This is a genomic window from Brevibacillus laterosporus LMG 15441 (assembly GCF_000219535.2).
GTDB lineage: Bacteria > Bacillota > Bacilli > Brevibacillales > Brevibacillaceae > Brevibacillus_B > Brevibacillus_B halotolerans.
This window is the reverse complement of record NZ_CP007806.1, coordinates 3,336,799-3,353,594: the sequence shown is the minus strand read 5'-3', so window position 1 is coordinate 3,353,594 and position 16,796 is coordinate 3,336,799. Positions and strand designations below refer to the sequence as shown.

17 protein-coding genes and 1 pseudogene are annotated in these 16,796 nt (G+C 39.6%); 17 read left to right on the top strand and 1 reads right to left on the bottom strand.

Going from position 1 to position 16,796, the window contains the following annotated elements; translation table 11 throughout:
* Nucleotides 1-60 precede the first annotated feature (60 nt).
* From BRLA_RS14430 to BRLA_RS14360, 16 genes and pseudogenes are all read left to right on the top strand, one after another.
* Nucleotides 61-300 carry a transposase gene (locus BRLA_RS14430; protein ID WP_101668567.1) on the top strand — a complete coding sequence of 80 codons (240 nt, stop codon included), beginning with the start codon at nt 61-63 and terminating at the stop codon, nt 298-300.
* Nucleotides 210-476: a hypothetical protein gene (locus tag BRLA_RS25320; protein ID WP_003335830.1), complete on the top strand. Its 267-nt coding sequence runs from the start codon at nt 210-212 to the stop codon at nt 474-476. Before BRLA_RS14430 ends, BRLA_RS25320 begins: the two co-directional genes overlap by 91 nt.
* An 89-nt stretch (nt 477-565) precedes the next feature.
* Nucleotides 566-1,699, top strand: a complete 1,134-nt coding sequence (locus tag BRLA_RS14420) for a GNAT family N-acetyltransferase (RefSeq protein WP_003335831.1) — start codon at nt 566-568, stop codon at nt 1,697-1,699.
* Nucleotides 1,700-1,756: 57 nt separating this feature from the next.
* On the top strand, nt 1,757-3,172 hold the full coding sequence (locus BRLA_RS14415; protein ID WP_003335832.1) for a non-ribosomal peptide synthetase: 1,416 nt from the start codon (nt 1,757-1,759) through the stop codon (nt 3,170-3,172).
* A 63-nt stretch (nt 3,173-3,235) separates the two neighbouring features.
* Nucleotides 3,236-3,478: a phosphopantetheine-binding protein gene (locus BRLA_RS14410; protein ID WP_003335834.1), complete on the top strand. Its 243-nt coding sequence runs from the start codon at nt 3,236-3,238 to the stop codon at nt 3,476-3,478.
* Nucleotides 3,479-3,906: 428 nt separating this feature from the next.
* Nucleotides 3,907-4,713 (top strand): hypothetical protein, encoded by an 807-nt coding sequence (locus BRLA_RS22855; RefSeq protein WP_003335836.1) that lies wholly within the window; start codon nt 3,907-3,909, stop codon nt 4,711-4,713.
* A gap of 137 nt (nt 4,714-4,850) precedes the next feature.
* On the top strand, nt 4,851-5,921 hold the full coding sequence (locus BRLA_RS14400) for a hypothetical protein (RefSeq protein WP_003335837.1): 1,071 nt from the start codon (nt 4,851-4,853) through the stop codon (nt 5,919-5,921).
* A 398-nt stretch (nt 5,922-6,319) separates the two neighbouring features.
* On the top strand, nt 6,320-6,997 hold the full coding sequence (locus BRLA_RS14395) for a response regulator transcription factor (protein WP_003335838.1): 678 nt from the start codon (nt 6,320-6,322) through the stop codon (nt 6,995-6,997).
* Nucleotides 6,994-8,316: pseudogene (locus BRLA_RS14390) on the top strand (histidine kinase dimerization/phospho-acceptor domain-containing protein); the annotation flags it as partial. The gene BRLA_RS14395 and the pseudogene BRLA_RS14390, both read left to right, overlap by 4 nt.
* The gene (locus tag BRLA_RS25315; RefSeq protein WP_425304191.1) at nt 8,299-8,790 is read left to right on the top strand and encodes a sensor histidine kinase; all 492 of its coding nucleotides are present in this window, start codon (nt 8,299-8,301) and stop codon (nt 8,788-8,790) included. The pseudogene BRLA_RS14390 and the gene BRLA_RS25315, both read left to right, overlap by 18 nt.
* A 187-nt stretch (nt 8,791-8,977) precedes the next feature.
* The gene (locus BRLA_RS14385) at nt 8,978-9,667 is read left to right on the top strand and encodes an N-acetylmuramoyl-L-alanine amidase family protein (RefSeq protein ID WP_003335840.1); all 690 of its coding nucleotides are present in this window, start codon (nt 8,978-8,980) and stop codon (nt 9,665-9,667) included.
* A 1-nt stretch (nt 9,668) separates the two neighbouring features.
* Nucleotides 9,669-10,334: a GDSL-type esterase/lipase family protein gene (locus tag BRLA_RS14380; protein ID WP_003335841.1), complete on the top strand. Its 666-nt coding sequence runs from the start codon at nt 9,669-9,671 to the stop codon at nt 10,332-10,334.
* Between the two features lie 45 nt (nt 10,335-10,379).
* Nucleotides 10,380-11,786: an MBOAT family O-acyltransferase gene (locus tag BRLA_RS14375; RefSeq protein ID WP_003335842.1), complete on the top strand. Its 1,407-nt coding sequence runs from the start codon at nt 10,380-10,382 to the stop codon at nt 11,784-11,786.
* A 140-nt stretch (nt 11,787-11,926) separates the two neighbouring features.
* The gene (locus BRLA_RS14370; protein ID WP_236867781.1) at nt 11,927-12,961 is read left to right on the top strand and encodes a DHHW family protein; all 1,035 of its coding nucleotides are present in this window, start codon (nt 11,927-11,929) and stop codon (nt 12,959-12,961) included.
* 1 nt (nt 12,962) lies between these two features.
* Nucleotides 12,963-13,469: a DUF4358 domain-containing protein gene (locus tag BRLA_RS14365; protein ID WP_003335844.1), complete on the top strand. Its 507-nt coding sequence runs from the start codon at nt 12,963-12,965 to the stop codon at nt 13,467-13,469.
* Between the two features lie 281 nt (nt 13,470-13,750).
* On the top strand, nt 13,751-14,470 hold the full coding sequence (locus tag BRLA_RS14360; RefSeq protein ID WP_003335845.1) for an SDR family NAD(P)-dependent oxidoreductase: 720 nt from the start codon (nt 13,751-13,753) through the stop codon (nt 14,468-14,470).
* Between the two features lie 242 nt (nt 14,471-14,712).
* On the opposite strand, the gene BRLA_RS14355 is transcribed toward BRLA_RS14360, so the two are convergent.
* Nucleotides 14,713-15,060 (bottom strand): hypothetical protein, encoded by a 348-nt coding sequence (locus BRLA_RS14355; protein ID WP_003335847.1) that lies wholly within the window; start codon nt 15,058-15,060, stop codon nt 14,713-14,715.
* A 576-nt stretch (nt 15,061-15,636) separates the two neighbouring features.
* Here BRLA_RS14355 and BRLA_RS14350 point away from each other — a divergent pair.
* Complete coding sequence (locus tag BRLA_RS14350; protein WP_003335848.1) at nt 15,637-16,356, top strand: DUF308 domain-containing protein; 720 nt, start codon at nt 15,637-15,639, stop codon at nt 16,354-16,356.
* Nucleotides 16,357-16,796: the final 440 nt, after the last annotated feature.

Genomic DNA, 16,796 nt, shown 5'->3' with positions numbered 1-16,796 from the left:
TGAAAAAAGATTCATGGAGTTAGTATAGTCTCATGGACACCTCTTAGTTAAATCCTTACAATGAAAACAAGAGGAGATGAGGAACACAAAAAAACGAACAAGAGATACAATGAAGATTTTAAAAGAACAGTGGTAGATCTTTATCACTCTGGTTACTCTGTAAAGGAATTATCTAGCGAATATGGTATTTCAGAAGTTACTATTTACAAATGGATCAAAGAATTTACTCCTCTCGGGAAGCAGGACAATCTATTGCACCTAAAGAGATTGCTGCTATGCAGAAGGAAATGCTTCGATTGAAACAGGAAGTTGAAGAAATGAAAGGGATAGGTAATAATTGGAATGTGATTCGAGGGATGGTTATTAAAATGCATCTCACAAAAAGATATAATGATAATACACTGGAGAAGCTCTCCCAAAAAATCATGGAGGTTTCACAGGACGAAAGATGCTTTGCCGTACCATTGCTTGAGTAATATAATCGTCTCCTGTTAGAAAAGAAAGAATAAGCTAGAGAGTTTGAATATTAGAAAAGAAAACCCACAACAGAAAGGAAACATCAGGCATGATTTATGAGCTTCCTGTTCAACAATACGATCGGATTACGGATATTTTTCGCGAACAAATCAATCATCCTATTATTTGGGGAATCATTAATGGAAATAACCAAGGAAAAGTATATGTAGATGATACAGAAAAACCAAAAACAGCATTGATATGGGCAAGATTTGAAATATTTATACTTGGTGGAGACAAGGAGAACGAATCATTTAACAGAAGCCTTGAGTCGTTTATTCGGGAGAGGATTGCACCAGAGAGTTTGCAGATTGGTGACATTGCTTTTCAGCTAGAGTTCGCAGGGGCGAATACGGGTGAAGGAACAGTGATTGATAGGCTGAAAAGCTATTTGCCAAAAGCTTATGGACGTTGTGCTTTCACATTTAATGAAGCGAGGTATCGAGAGCTTGGAAAATGGCATGATCAGATTCCCTTTGGCTACTCTGTAGAAAAAATTACTCCGGAATTAATGGAGAGGGACAAAGAGGGCGTTATTCGAGAAGAGCTGGAGAACTTCTGGGTCTCTCCAGAGGTTTTTTTCGAGAAGGGTATTGGCTATTGCACCATGCAAGGGGATAAAGCAGTTAGCAGTTGCCTTTCTGTTTATGCAAGTGAAGGAAATATTGAGATCGGCATTAACACCTACGATAGGAAACATCGGAACAAGGGATTGGCAACACTGGCTGCTCGCGCTGTGCTGGAGGAATGTCTTCAACGGGGGATCACTCCGCATTGGAAGACAGAACATTTCCGTTATGCGTCCATAAGACTTGCAAATAAGTTAGGCTTTGAAAACCGTCGGGATTACATGGCGTACTATTTCTTTTATCGAGAACAAGATAATCTTGTCAGCAGTGCTTATTACCAGCTAAAAGAGTTTGGCGATGTCGTTACAGCCAATGACTATGTTAGAAGAGCAAAAGGTATGGGGGAACTGGAAGACTGGCATTGCTTTCTCATCGCTTGTGGCTTTGCTGTGAGTAAAGACACGACTACTGCTCTTTCCTATTTAGAACGAGCCATTGACAAGGGCTGGAGTGATACAAGCGACGTGAAATTTGAAAATGACTTGAAAAATTTGCATGGGCTAAAAGAATGGGAGATTCTGACCAAAAAGTTGTTTTTAACTGAAGATGAATAACGGTACCGGTTCTTAAAATAATGATTGAATTGCACTTTGAAATTTTTCAAGAAAAGAATGGGCTCTTGCTCCCACGTAGAATACGTGACGAATTTGTTTAAACAAGATACCATTGAGAGAATGGTGAATCACTTTTTTGCGATTATAGAGCAGATACTTCGAAATCCAAGCATCAGCATTTCTGATATAGAGCTCCTAACGCAAGCAGAGAAAGATAAGATTCTTTATCAGTTCAACAATACCAGAGAGGAGTATCCAAAAGATAAACAGGTTCATCAATTATTCGAAGAGCAAGTAGGACGCAATCCGAAGCAGATCGCTCTTATCTTTGAAAATCAGACATACACGTATGAGTTTGTGAACGAACGGGCGAACCAATTAGCGAGAAAATTACGTGGCTTAGGGATTGGAAAAGAAGATGTGGTAGGTTTACTTTTTAACCGTTCGGTAGAGATGATTCTAGGGATTTTAGCAGTGATGAAAGCGGGTGCTGCTTATGTAGCAATCGATCCTGATTACCCAGCGGTACATGTACACTACATTCTTGAAGATAGCAAAACACAGGTTTTACTAACGGAAACCAAGCATACCGATACGATTGCTTTTACGGGGCCAATTCTTGATCTTATCGCTGAATCAAATGGACATCGAAATCCTAAGCGTATCCTCCGTGCTCTTGAGTCTTATCATGTAGCACTTATCAACTTTGTTCCATCCATGTTTAAAGTATTCCTCAATTCGATTCACGAAGAGTCAATTGAGGTTCTCAATAAGTTGAAATACGTCTTGGTAGCGGGGGAAGCAATCTCGCACGACGTCGTCGAGCAATTCTCCTCTCTTACAAGGAATGTAACACTTGATAATCTCTATGGTCCTACAGAGGCAACCGTCATCGCCACAAGCTTTCCGCTGAGAAACGCAGGAGAGTATCATCCATTGCCGATTGGCAAACCGATCCAAAACGTTCAAGTTTATGTGATGAATGAGTCAATCCAATTGGAGCCAATCGGGATCGTAGGGGAATTATATATTGCTGGTGCAGGTGTGGCGAGAGGCTATTTGAATAAGCCAGAGTTGAATGAACAGACGTTTTTTGCTAACCCATTTGTAGCCAATGAGAGGATGTATCGGACAGGGGATTTAGCAAGATGGTTACCTGACGGAAATATCGAATTTTTAGGCCGAATGGATCATCAGGTGAGAATCCGTGGATACCGTATTGAATTGGAAGAAATCGAAACAAGACTTCGCTCCTATGAAGGGATAGCTGACGTTGTGGTACTAGATAAAGATGATTCACTTGGAAATAAACAGCTAGTAGCATACATCATTACCACAAATTCAATCAATATGAGTGAGATTAAGGAACATTTGAGTAAACAGCTTCCAAGCTACATGATTCCAGCTCATTTCATGACACTGGATACACTTCCCATAACGACCAGTGGAAAAGTAAATCGACGTGCACTTTAGGATGAAGTTCTACTTTTACCACCTAGGAACCAAGAAGGAGAAGAACCCCAGACTGTATTAGAAATGAAGCTTTTGGAAATTTGGAAACGTGTCTTGAAAGTTGAACAAGTAGGGACAAACGAGGATTTCTTTGAGCTTGGGGGAAATTCATTACTTGCTGTTACTCTTGACTTAGAGATGGAGGAAGAGGGATTAATCTCCGATGATCTGGTTGTCTATGAACACCGAGCGATCCGAGCATTAGCAGGATTTATCGAACAAAAGCAACCAACCAATGGCGAAGTTGAGACGCCTATGGAAAAATAAAACCTGAGGGCACAAACGATTATTACCTGTTTGTGCCCCTTATTTTTTATAATGTCATATGTTCGCAAGCTATGTTTTTCTTTGTTAAAGTCGATAACATAAAAATAAGATCATCCGATGTAAATGAAAAAATTGTTTTTTTATTGATGTTACAAAATTACATTTGAACACTACCAAAATACCGTGTATACAGCACGGTATTTTATTATGAATTGATACTAAAAAACTAGAATTTCCTTGTACGAAAAAATAAAAAAATTATAGATTATCAGAAATATAAATGTTATTCTCATAAAAGGAAATATTTGGTGGTTGTTTTTATAAATCAATTCTTAAATACGGTATAAGAGCGTTCTCAATTGTTTCTCTTCTATCTATATGGTCTGATGACTATCAAAACAAAATTTGTAAAAAGGAGAGTAGATATCATGAAAGTACATAACAAATTTGTGGCTTCTGTTTTAACGCTGTCCGTTTTAGGTGGTTTAATGGTGGTACCATATTCAGTAGTTGCAAATCCAAGTATCCCAGAGACTATGGAACCAGGAACCATTGTTACGTATGATGAAAATAATGAAATGATTGTCCATAAGTACCAATTTAATAATAATAATGCAAAGCGTTCAGCTCTTATTAAAGAAAATAGGCAAAATCTAAAACTCCTTGAAGAAGAAACGGCAATTTATGAAAAAGTGAAAAAAGATGCAGAATCGTTGCCTGTTTTTTATGTCGACGAGCCAGTATTACCGAAACCTGAACCTGGAATGACTATTTATTATGATGGAATGGGGTTACCTACAAAGATCGTTGATGCTAAAGGCAACTTAGTTGATACCGAGTCCAAAGCCGCTGCTTCTTGGACCCCTCCGAAAAATGGTGTTTACATTTATGGTAAGGATGATAATAAACTCACCATCACAGATAGCTATGTTCAAGGTGAAGGATGGGTATCATGGTATGATGGAATGGGCGAAAAAGGATCGGACAGAAAAGTATTAAAAGAAAAACATTGTGCTACAAAAATGAAATATGACAGACCTGCATACAATACGAAGATCAAAGTGAGGAACTTAAAAAATGATATCGTTGACTATGTATATAAGGCAGATGTTGGTGGCCTTCCTAATGCAGTCCTAGATATCATGCCTGATAAAATGGAAGATGACTTTGATTCTCCCGTAGACAGAAAAAAGAAAACTGGTCGATTTCAGGGAAGGACCTACTACGAAAAGTAGAACAGCTGCTCTTCTAAAATAGCTCATACCAAAAATGTTACTTATAACTGATTGATAAGTGTCGAGTTATTTTACGACACTTTTCTCTTTTTCAAAATAAAATGTAGTGTTATTTGTTATATAGGAGGGAGCCAAAAATGAAAAAAATCTTAACTACCTTCATTCTTGTCGTATCTGTAGCGATCAATGCCTGTACTCCAAATACAAGCACCACCAACACTTCGACTGTACCGTCTTCTGACTCAAATGCTGAAAAACATAACCAATCTGAATATTTTTCCCTCACCGTGACAAACAAACAAAATGAAAACCATTTTTATACATACGATATAGATGCAAAAACCATAAAAGAAATGGCCAAAACCCCTGATACTGCTCAATATCCTCTTGGAGCTGTTGATCTAAATACTAAGTCACTCTATTATTCCGAACGTGATTCTACAGGGTCTGACCAACTGGTAAAACTCGATCTAGCTACGAAAAAGAAGGAGAAATTAACCACCAATTTATTTGCAATCAATTATATTATCCCAGTGGGAAATCAAATAATTATAGCCGCTGCCGAAAAAACAAAATCAGCGGTCCAATTAGCTTCATATAACCTACAAACAAAAAAACTATCATTTTGGGTTCCTCCAAATGATGATGATACTTCAGTAAAACATCTAATGTATAATCCATATACAAAAAAGCTGTATGCTACTCTATATTCTAATCAGGAAGATGAAACACTTACCAGAAAAGCAGCAAAAGAACAAGCACCTGACATTGATGCAGCCACTCATCGTGTCGTCGAATACGATATGAATCAAGGAGAACAAAAAAAACCAAGAGAATTATACAAAGCAAAAGAAGTAATCAGATTATTCTCTGTCTCAACAAATACAGAAGTTGCACTGATAAAAAGTGGCTCTAAGGTTTTTAAAGAAAAACAAATGTATCTTTTTTATTTTGATTCAGGCAAAAAAGAGCCACTTGTTATTCCAGAACTAAGTACAATCGAAGAGGCATATTTTGCTTCTGATAAACAAGGTCTTTTCATAAAAGGAAACCTCAAATCGACTTTGAACAATAATGATATAACCGAAGATGGTCCACCGAATGGACTATTCTACTTTGATCTTAAGACTCATAAAATTAACGAAATATATTCAAAGTCCGACAGCTATATAAATAATTTCATACTGCTAGAAAACTCATCTAAGTAGCAGGGAGATTGATTGGGAACCCGTATTTGTGTAAGTGTTAGGATGGCTCTCCTCATACATACAAGTAGTCCTCACCATATTTAAGGTGAACAGGGCTATTTTGTGTTGTCATTTATAGCTTTCTTAGGATGAAACAGTAGGTCTGTTAGTTTAGTGGGACAAGCGTGCACTTATTATTAAAGTGAGTTCATTTCCTTAAAAATTACGCAAACAGGAGGAAACCGTATCATGAAGAAATTAAGTTAAATAGCCCTGATAAATATAAAAAACCCTTGCTAGTGAAAGCACGGGGCGTAGGAATGGGCATCCCTACATGACTGAAAGTTCGTGGGCAACTGATAGAAATCCTTTTTCGGATATGATAGTATATCAGATAAAATTGCTCAGGGAGAACATACATGCGAAAAACCATCTTGATAGTTGAAGATGAACCAATATTGCGGGAGATCATGAAGGATTATTTTATAAATGAAGGATATGAAGTGTTAGAAGCGGCAGACGGAAAAGAAGCACTCACGATTTTTCAGGAAAGTGAAGTACACTTGATTATTTTGGACATTATGTTGCCTGAATTGGACGGATGGACTGTTTGCAAACGTATTCGTAAGACATCCAATGTACCTATCATCATGCTGACAGCTCGTGTCGATGAGGATGATACGATCTTTGGGTTTGAGCTGGGGGCAGATGATTATGTGACCAAGCCATACAGTCCTCCCATTTTATTGGCACGAGCAAAACGGCTTCTGGAGAGTCGCGATGTTTCCGGGCTGGTGGGTGAAGGATTGTCGAGTAGCGGGATTACCATTCATTTCCTGTCCCGAACAGTTACCGTAGAAGGTGTTAAGACCGATTTAACGCACACCGAATTTGAAATTTTAGCTTATTTAATGAGGAATAAAGAGATGATTATCACAAGGGAGCAATTGATCACCAAAATATGGGGGTATGACTTTACCGGCGATGATCGCACCGTGAATAGTCACATTCGTAATCTGCGCTCCAAACTAGGGGAGAAATCAAAATGTATTACCACAGTCGTGCGTTCAGGTTATAAATTTGAGGAGCAAGTATGAAGTGTAGCATTGTATTGAAATTATTTATCTGGACAACGACTTTATGCTTGTTCATTCTTGCTTCCATTTATGTGGGACAGACCGTTTTCTTCAAACAATTTTACATCAATAAAAAAGTGGCGGACGTCCAAGCGAATCTGAAAACATTCGCACAAGAATATGGAAAGAACAACGGGGATGCGCAAGCGATCCAGAGGCTGGAGCAAGAATATTATCGCCAACACAATACATGGATCACCACGGTGGATTATCTGGGAAATATAAATCATGCCGATGATTTTTCCATCGAAGTAAAGCTATTGCCCGATAAGAACCGCCCCTTTTCCAATCAGACGCTTATTATTCCGTTATATGGGTTCCTAAATATTGAGGAAATTCATCAAGGAAACAGCTTTCTTCATACAGGAGCGATGGTTACCATTGAAGGAATCAAGAAAGATAAGGCGGTTGTTCCTTATCGACTTGGGGTGGAATGGGGGAAGGTAACTTTTGAAAATAATCAAATCGCTAAAAAAGAGCACGAGATAATTCCAAAATTTCAAGACCAGGAAAAATCGCTAAAAGCTTTCCCATCCATCTACCTTTTTGGAACCATCACCAAGACTCACCTTCCTGTAAAGAACGAAACACCCCGGCTATTATATACAAACCTTGTCTTTATGGACCGGATCAAAGAATTTCAAGCCAATCTTTTACTAAGTCCGGAAAAGATGAAATTGACTATCCCGTGGACGTACCTTGTAGAAGAAAACGATATCAAGTACCAACTGTTTGTCCATCCCATCCAGAACAAGGACGGGAAGCCAGCCTATATTTTTGCTATGACATCGCTACAGCCTGTTGATGAAGCAATCAGCATGATTAAAGAATACTATGTGTATCTCATTTTATTTGTACTGCTCCTCATCTTGTTGAGTTCGTTCTACTATTCGAAGCAGATCGCGAGGCCTTTGCTACGGATCAACCATACGACTAAAAAGATTGCAACCCTAGACTTCTCAGAGAAAATTCCCGTTAAGTCCAAAGATGAGATCGGGGACTTATCGCACAATATTAATATGCTCTCTGATCGGCTACACTCCTACATCGAACAACTGCAGCAAGATATCGAGAAAGAGAAGCAATTGGAAAATACGAGAAAGGAGTTCATCTCAGGAGTATCGCATGAGTTGAAGACTCCACTCAGTGTGATCCAAAGCTGTCTGTCGATCCTAAAAGATGGAGTGGCGAGCCATAAGAAGGATTATTATTTCGATGCGATGGAAAATGAAGTGAGAAAGATGGATATGCTCATTGTGGATATGCTGGATCTTGCTAAATACGAGTCCGGAACGTACAAGATGAAAATGGAGTTGTTTCCATTAGATGTGGTGATTAAGCAGATTTGTGAGAAATTACAGCCAGAAATCGAGAGCAAACAGTTGCATTTGCATACCGAGCTTGTTCCGATCAAGGTAGTGGCCAACCAGTTGCGCATCGAGCAAGTTCTTGTCAATTTCCTGACCAACGCTATTCGTTACACGCCTGATGGGGAAACCATCATGATTTCGATCGGCGCAGAACAGGATATGGCAATCGTTTGTATCGAAAACAAAGGAGCTCATATACAAGAAGAGCACCTTGAGAAAATATGGGATCGATTTTATCGAGGGGAGTCTTCCCGCCATCGCTCCACAGGTGGAACCGGGCTCGGTCTTGCCATCTCTAAAAAGATTTTGGAGCTCCATGACGTACCTTATGGCGTTTTCAATACGGAAGATGGCGTTATGTTTTACTTCCATCTCCACAAGTAAGTATAAGTCAACACCCAAGTGCAGAACCCGCTTCTGCGCTTTTTTTGTTTTCTTTCCGTTTTAGCGTATTCTTTAATCCATTTCGATTTCTTCTGCACTTTATCTTTATCTCTTTCTATTATCATCTCATTGTGAGCAAGAGAATGGAGCCTTGCGGATGTAAGTAAGAGGGGGAAAGGAGTAGGAAGTGATCGTCAAAAAGAAATTTATTTATATGATATTGCCCGTATTTGTCATCTTTATTGTTGGGTTATTATACAGCAATCCTAACAACAGTGATGCAAGCAACAGTTATGTAAACAAGAGCTATGCCAATCCTCAAGTCTATAAGATTGTCATCGACCCGGGGCACGGTGGAAAAGATCATGGCGCAAAGAGCGTAAGTGGTCAAGCTGAAAAGGATTTTACTCTGCAACTGGCACGAAAGGTAAAGGAGTTATTGGAGCAAGATTCGCGCATGAAGGTGTACTTGACCAGAAGCGATGACAGTTTTTTATCCTCGATTGATCGAAAGAGACCGGAATTTGCCAATCAGATGGGCGCAGATTTGTTTCTTTCCATCCATGGGAATACGTATACAGATTCCACTGTTTCGGGTACAGAAACGTACTATTATCGTCCCGAATCTCTTCCGTTTGCTGAGAGCATACACAAGCACGTGATAGAAGCGACCGGATTTCGGGATAGAGGGGTGAAAAAGGAGGATTTTTTCGTTGTCAAAGACACGGAAATGCCGGCAGTACTGCTTGAAGTAGGGTATGTAACGAATCCGATGGAGGAGCAAAAACTGTTGAAAGAAGATTTTCAATATCGCATTGCCACTTCGATTATCGAGGGAATTCAAGATTATCTATCAAACACAAGAGAGGAAGACTGACATGAGAAATAAAACTTTTGCAATTATGCTGACGGGGGTCATCGCATTATCCTTGGCAGCGTGTGGAAATCAGGCAAATGAGCAAGCAATGGGTTCAGTGACTCAAGAAAGCAAATCTGCTCCCACTATAGCAGAGCATTCGTATAAAACCACGTTTCAAACAAGTGTATTTTTAGGGGATTCGATCATGGAAGGACTGTCCTTCCATGATGTTTTGGACGAAGCCAATGTGAGTGCAGGTGCAGGGAAAACAGCCGAATTTGCCTTGGAAGATGTCAACGATCTGGCGAAAAGAAACCCGAAACATGTCTTTATTCAATTGGGATCGGATGACATCCTGTGGCCGACAGATGATCCCCTGAAATACTCGTATAAGCATTACGCAAAATTAATCGACAGCATCAAAGAAAGACTTCCTAAAGCAAAAATAACGATCTTATCGGTAACCCCGGTTACTGTGGAAGCGGAGCAGAAAGAACCCCGTTATCAAAAAATTGCAGAGTACAACAAAGGATTACAAGAGCTTGCTGCCGAGGAAAAAGTAGCGTTTGTCGATTTGTCTCCGATCTTTACCAACAGCCTCGATCTGTATGATAAGGACGGCATCCATTTCAACGAGAAATACTACAAACTTTTGCTGGACTTATTAAAAGGCTACGTGAACTGACATGCTGAAATTTTTAAATGACTGCAGGTTAGGAGGTGACGAGCGTTGGTATTCAGCAGTCTCATCTTTCTATACTATTTTTTGCCGATAACGATTTTACTCTATTTTTTAGTACCCACAGCTCTGAAAAATGTGATTCTCTTTGCCGCCAGTCTGGTGTTTTATGCGTGGGGAGAACCTGTATACGTATTCCTCATGCTCTTTTCAACCGTCTTTGATTATGCAAACGGACTATTGATAGACAACTTCAGGCACCGCAAAGGGATTAGCAGAGCTGTTTTTATCTGTTCGCTTGCCGGAAGCTTGGGCATTCTCGGGTTCTTCAAATATAGCGGATTTGTCGTGGACAATCTCAATCACTGGCTTGGCCTGAATTTGCAAGCTACAGAGCTTCCACTTCCGGTGGGAATTTCATTTTATACATTTCAAACGATGTCTTATATCGTAGATGTGTACCGTAATCGAGTGCCTGTACAAAAAAATATCCTGTCCTTTGGGCTTTACGTGACGATGTTTCCACAGTTGGTGGCAGGACCGATCGTTAGATACAGCGATATTGCCAAGCAACTATCCTTTCGAAAAGTGACATTGGAACGATTCGGCGAAGGAGCGGAATTGTTTATCGGAGGACTTGCCAAGAAAGTGCTGCTTGCGAATAACATCGGTATTCTGTGGACGAATGTGAAAGCGATGCCTGCAGAAGAAGTCACAGTTATTTCCGCCTGGCTTGGAATTATGGCCTTTAGTTTTCAGATTTATTTTGACTTCAGCGGATATTCGGATATGGCGCGCGGTCTAGGAAAAATGTTCGGCTTCGATTTTATGGAAAACTTCAAGTACCCGTACATCTCGAAAAGCATAACGGAGTTCTGGCGCAGATGGCATATTTCTTTAGGCACCTGGTTTCGGGAATATGTGTATATACCCCTTGGAGGGAACCGGGTAGGCATGCTGCGGCAGTTCATCAACTTGTTTGTAGTCTGGTTTTTAACTGGTCTATGGCATGGCGCGAGCTGGAATTTTGTGATTTGGGGATTGTATTTCGGGGTGTTGATCATGATTGAAAAATGGATTCTTTTAAGCTGGCTACAAAAGTCGCATGCCTTTGTCGGGCATGTCTACACGCTTATCATCGTGATCGTAGGATGGGTATTCTTTGAAATCGATCATGTTTCTGACGCCTGGACATTCATCCAAACGATGTTCGGATTCGGTTCGCATGGTGTTTCTGATGATCAATCGTTTTACTACCTGTCCAGCAATTTGATTCTTTTGCTTTTGCTGGCCTTGTGCGCAACACCATTTCCGAGAAAGGCTGTTTTGTACGTGAGAGAAAAATTCCATTGGGCAGGAGGTATTGCTGTTTTTACTATGCATTTCCTTTTCCTGCTTCTGACCACTGCTTTCTTGGTCAATGATACGTACAATCCTTTCTTATACTTTCGATTTTGAAGAAGGTGGTTTTTCTGAACAGACCTAATCATTGGTATCCGAACATACTTGCGATCCTGTTGATCGTTTTTTTATGCGGCATGTTGTTATGGAACCTTTTGACTCCAGATAAGCTCTTTTCGGAATCGGAAAACCGGAGCTTGGAGCAGCTAGCGAGTTTTTCCTCACGCAATCTGATGTCGGGAAAGCTTGCTTCCAATGTAGAGAAGTACATTGCTGACCAATTTGCGGCAAGGGATTTTTGGATCGGTTTGAAAACGGATGCGGAACGAGTTATCGGGAAAAAGGAGAGCCACGGGGTTTATTTGGGTAAGGACGGATTTTTACTGCAAAAATTTATTCCGCCAACAGACGAGAATCTGAAGGAAAAGGTAGCAGCAATCCATGCCTTCGATGATGCCACCCCCGATCTTCGAAAATACGTGATGCTTGTTCCCACGGCACAGAGTGTGTTGGCCGACAAGCTCCCTTCCAATGTCTCGGATAATGGCGAGCTTGTGTCCAGAGGCAAGGTCCAACGATCTCTTCGTGAAAATATTCATATTATTGATGTGTATCCAGCGCTTTTTGCCAATCGGGAGCAATCCATTTTTTATAAAACGGATCACCATTGGACTACCAATGGCGCTTACTATGCCTATCAGGTGTTGGGTAAGCAGATGGGGTTTGAGCCGAAAATAAAAGAAGATTTCCGTATTGAAACAGTGACGAATGACTTCTACGGTTCCCTGTATTCCAAGAGCGGTTACAGACACATGAAGCCCGACAGCATTAAGCTATATTTACCAGAGGATAACGGTAGAAACAGCGTAGAATATGTTGACGAACAGCAGCGGTCGGACTCCCTGTATGTGATGGATAATCTGAAGAAGAAGGACAAGTACACCGTTTTTCTCAACGGGAACCACGGCCTGATCAAAATAGCAACGAGCAATCGGAAGGGCAAAAAACTGCTGGTTATCAAAGATTCCTATGCCAACAGCTTTCTTCCCTTTTTAACACAGCATTTTCAAGAAATATATGTCATCGACCTCAGATATTATGAGGGAGATATCAAAAAGCTTATACAGGAACAGCAGATTCACGACATGCTGTTGCTATACAATGTCCAGACGTTTTTTGAAGATCCGTCTATCCAGGCCTTAACAGAACAGGAGGAGGAGAGAGGGGAGTAGAATGGAAGGAATTTATTCTAGCATAGGTTGTGGTTGCAGGAAATGGTTGTGTTTATTCCTTGCTTGCACAATTGTGTTTTGTGCGATGACGGGATGTTCTAGTGAGGGAGAAGATACCCCCATTCATACAGCGATCGAGGTCGGAGAACACATCAAGCAAGCCGTGAATTTGGAAAAAATGAAGCAAGGTGATATAGCTAAGCTGCAAAAGCTTTATCACATTGCTCCTGAGGAGGTCGAGGACTTTATCCTATTTACCTCTTCATCTAATGTTGAGGCGGACGAACTCTTGGTACTGAAAGTGAAAGACCTGAATCAGGTGGATGTCGTCAAAGAAAATGTGCAAAAACGAATTGAGGCCCAAACCCTCAAATTCAGAGACTATCGCCCGGAAGAATATCATCTCGTTGAAAAACATGTTTGGAAGGTGAAGGGCCAATTTGTTCTGTTTGTGGTTTCCAAGGAAGCCGATCAAATTGATCGTGCATTTGAAGAGGCTTTTCAATAATGAATGACCAATGTCTACTTTAAGGGGTGCACTTCAATAGGTTTATGGTTAGCATAGGGCTTTTTTTATTTTTTGATCATAAATAAGGAGATGAAATTATGAAAATTAGTGAGATTGCCAAACAATGTGATGTTGTACACGAGCTGTTTTTAAACATTAAAGAAAATCGCAAAAATCTGTTCAATATCTATTTCCCTGATCTAACGTAAATTGACTGAAATAATGAAAGGTGGTAACATTCTGAATAATTGTGGAAAATTACAGAAATAGGGGGTCGTTTGATGAAAAAATATATTATATTTGGAGCTAGCAAAGGTTTAGGAGACGCTTTTGTTAAAGGCTTACCCAGTTCTGGTGATCAGGTATGGATTGTGTCCAGAAGCAGGCCCAGAAGCTTAGACTTACATGACGGAGTTCAGCGAATATGGCTGGAAGCCGATTTATCGCAACAAAATAAAATAAAAATGATTACGGATACTCTTCAACATGAAAGAATTGATGTCCTGATATACAATGTTGGGGTGTGGGAAAAAGAAGGGTTTGAAGATCATTACGACTTCGAACAGGACGATCCAGAAGATATTGCTACTATCATTCATACAAACATAACATCCACGATTACTTATATCCAAGCCTTGTTGCCAAATCTAAGAAGATCAGAAAGTGGGAAGATCATCCTAATTGGATCGACTGCTGGGTTAGATAATACAAATAATTCTCAAGTATCTTTTGTGAGTTCTAAATTCGGGTTGCGAGGCATAACCAATGCTTTGCGAGAACATGTCAGAAAAGATGGAATTGCTGTTACTTGCATCAATCCAGGTGAACTAGCAGCAGAAATCCCATATGAGGCTGGTGCCGAAAAAGCGATTTCTGAATATAACGGCACACGAATTCCAGTTCAGGATATTGTCTCTTTAGCCAAATGTGTTGTGAACTTGTCAAAGGTTTCGTGTGTCAAAGAAATTCATGTACCAGCTATGACAGATTTAAATGCCTGACTCGATCTAACACGATAAATCAATACATGAATAGCTTTAATTTTTTTGGTAGCAAAACACATCTAAAATACATCGTAATCTTGTAAATTAAGATCGCGACATCAGCGTGATCTTTTTATTTTCATGCTTTCTTTTGGATAGGACTATGGTTTTCCGGCGGATCAGTAGGCGGTGGTTTTTGGGGCATGTACGAGAGTGAATTGAAAAGCTCTCCTTCATTTAAAAGGAGAGCTTTGTAGAGCCTATCTTCTATAAACTTTATACACTATTTCATCTTCTCCATCGAGAAGCAATTTAATATAACCACCGGTGAACTGGGAATCAGCTCTCATGTACCATGTTTGATTATAGGGATTTTTATATACCTCTAAATGTGAGTTGCCTGATATCACTACATATGAAATATTACGCATAGAATACAAAGGCACTGGTTGTCCACCTGGAACTACAAAAAGATCTCCAGTTCTTATTTGTGCTTTAACAATCTGCTGCTCTTGAGCGGAATCTAAAGTAGCCGCAGACGCGAAACTACCGCCAAATCCACTCATAAGTCCTAAGGCTAGGGCACCAACAACAAATTTTTTAAACATTTGCCTCAACTCCCTAAAAATTATTTTTTGTTACAACACAAATAATTCTTTGGTAGAAAGGAATATCCTTCCATATATGGTTAAGTTAACAATTTGGACACAAAGATTTATTGTTATTTCAACATATGGTACAAACATAAAAATCGAAAATATTTTATTGCACGAGTGAGAACCTTCTTTTATAGCTTCGTTTAACTAACGCCTTCATGGAGATCAACGAATTAACAGAGAAAAATACTGCTATGTAAAACAATTAGCAGCCTCCTTTTTCTACTGTTGATCCAATTTTATAGGATGGTGCTAGTGAAAAATCCATTATTCTCTCCTACATAAACAAAAATAAATTAGAAATATGCAGTGAATTGACTAGAAAATTTTTTTGCGATAACATTTGATTGATTGTTCGAAAAATTGATTATTGAATCGAAAATTCAAGGGAGAGCTTTTATGTGAACAAAAGAAGTGAACAAAAGTAGAGAAGCACAGCAACATGAATGAAGAAGAGAAGCGATCGTTCATTGCTTACGCAAGACGTGATTTAAAGTAGGCTCATCATACATAAGTAGGTGAAAATAGATGACAGCATCAAAGATATCATTGAATGAACAAAAAACAGTTGTTGGATACACCAAAATGATTGGTATTTTTTTATACGGTGGATTCGGAATAGTAGGGGTAGTTCTTGGTTTTTTTCTTCCTCAAATAGCGGCATGGGCTTTAACACTTCCTTGGGTCCCATTCAGAGGAATTTTAAAACTCATCAATTCCTTTCAAGGATTCTGGCCTACTATCGTGTTGGCAGTGATTGGTTTACTTGCTGGTTTGGTGTTTGCTTACATAGTTGTTAAAGAATCTCTTATCCTAACGATTACGAATCAGGAAGTACAGTTAGAGAAGGATGAGTATAAGCAGACGATTGCCTTAAAAGATATTGATACAGTTTTCTTGGATGGAAAACAATTGGTCATGCTCGATAAATCAGGATATGAGCTTGTACGAGAACAAAGCGATGAATCAGCTATCAAAATAAGTAATGCCTTTCAGAAGCATGGTTATCCTTGGTCTTCAGAAGGGGACCCGTTTAAAGACGAGTATCGGCGCTGGGTCCTTGATACCCCCGATATATCACCATCTGCCAATGCTCTAATGAGGGCGCGAGAAATGGCTTTAGAGAAGAAAGAAAAGGAAGATATCAGAGACTTTCGCAATGAACTTGCAAAGCTTGGCTACATTGTACGCGACGAAAAAACAAGACAATACTGGCGTAAAGTACATAAGGATATACAGAATCACTGAGGGCTTTTATCTAGTGAAGAAAGTCGTTTTCTATGAATGTAGAAGACGACTTTTTTGTAAACCTAATCGTTGTATTTTTACTATGTGTTGACCTGCTATGACCCAAGTAAAATGAACTAATTTGTATATGTAAACTCTCTATTTTATGTAGTTACTAGCTTGTTGGCTTTTCACTACATCGAATCGAACGGGGAAGTTGTTAAGAAGGTACATGCTTCTCTAAAGCCGGGTGGTGCTTTCATTTTTCAGTTGAGCATCCTATAATTTACTTCGTGAAATAAACAGGATTGGCACCTTGATAGAAAAACCAAGTCGTGCTGGTCAGCAGTATTCCTATCATCATAAATGACAAATCTGGCTCGCTTTACATAGGGTCTGGGAACTTAAGGGAAAACAAAAAGAGTTCAATGGCGTAGTATATTTTTTGCGAAGATCTTACT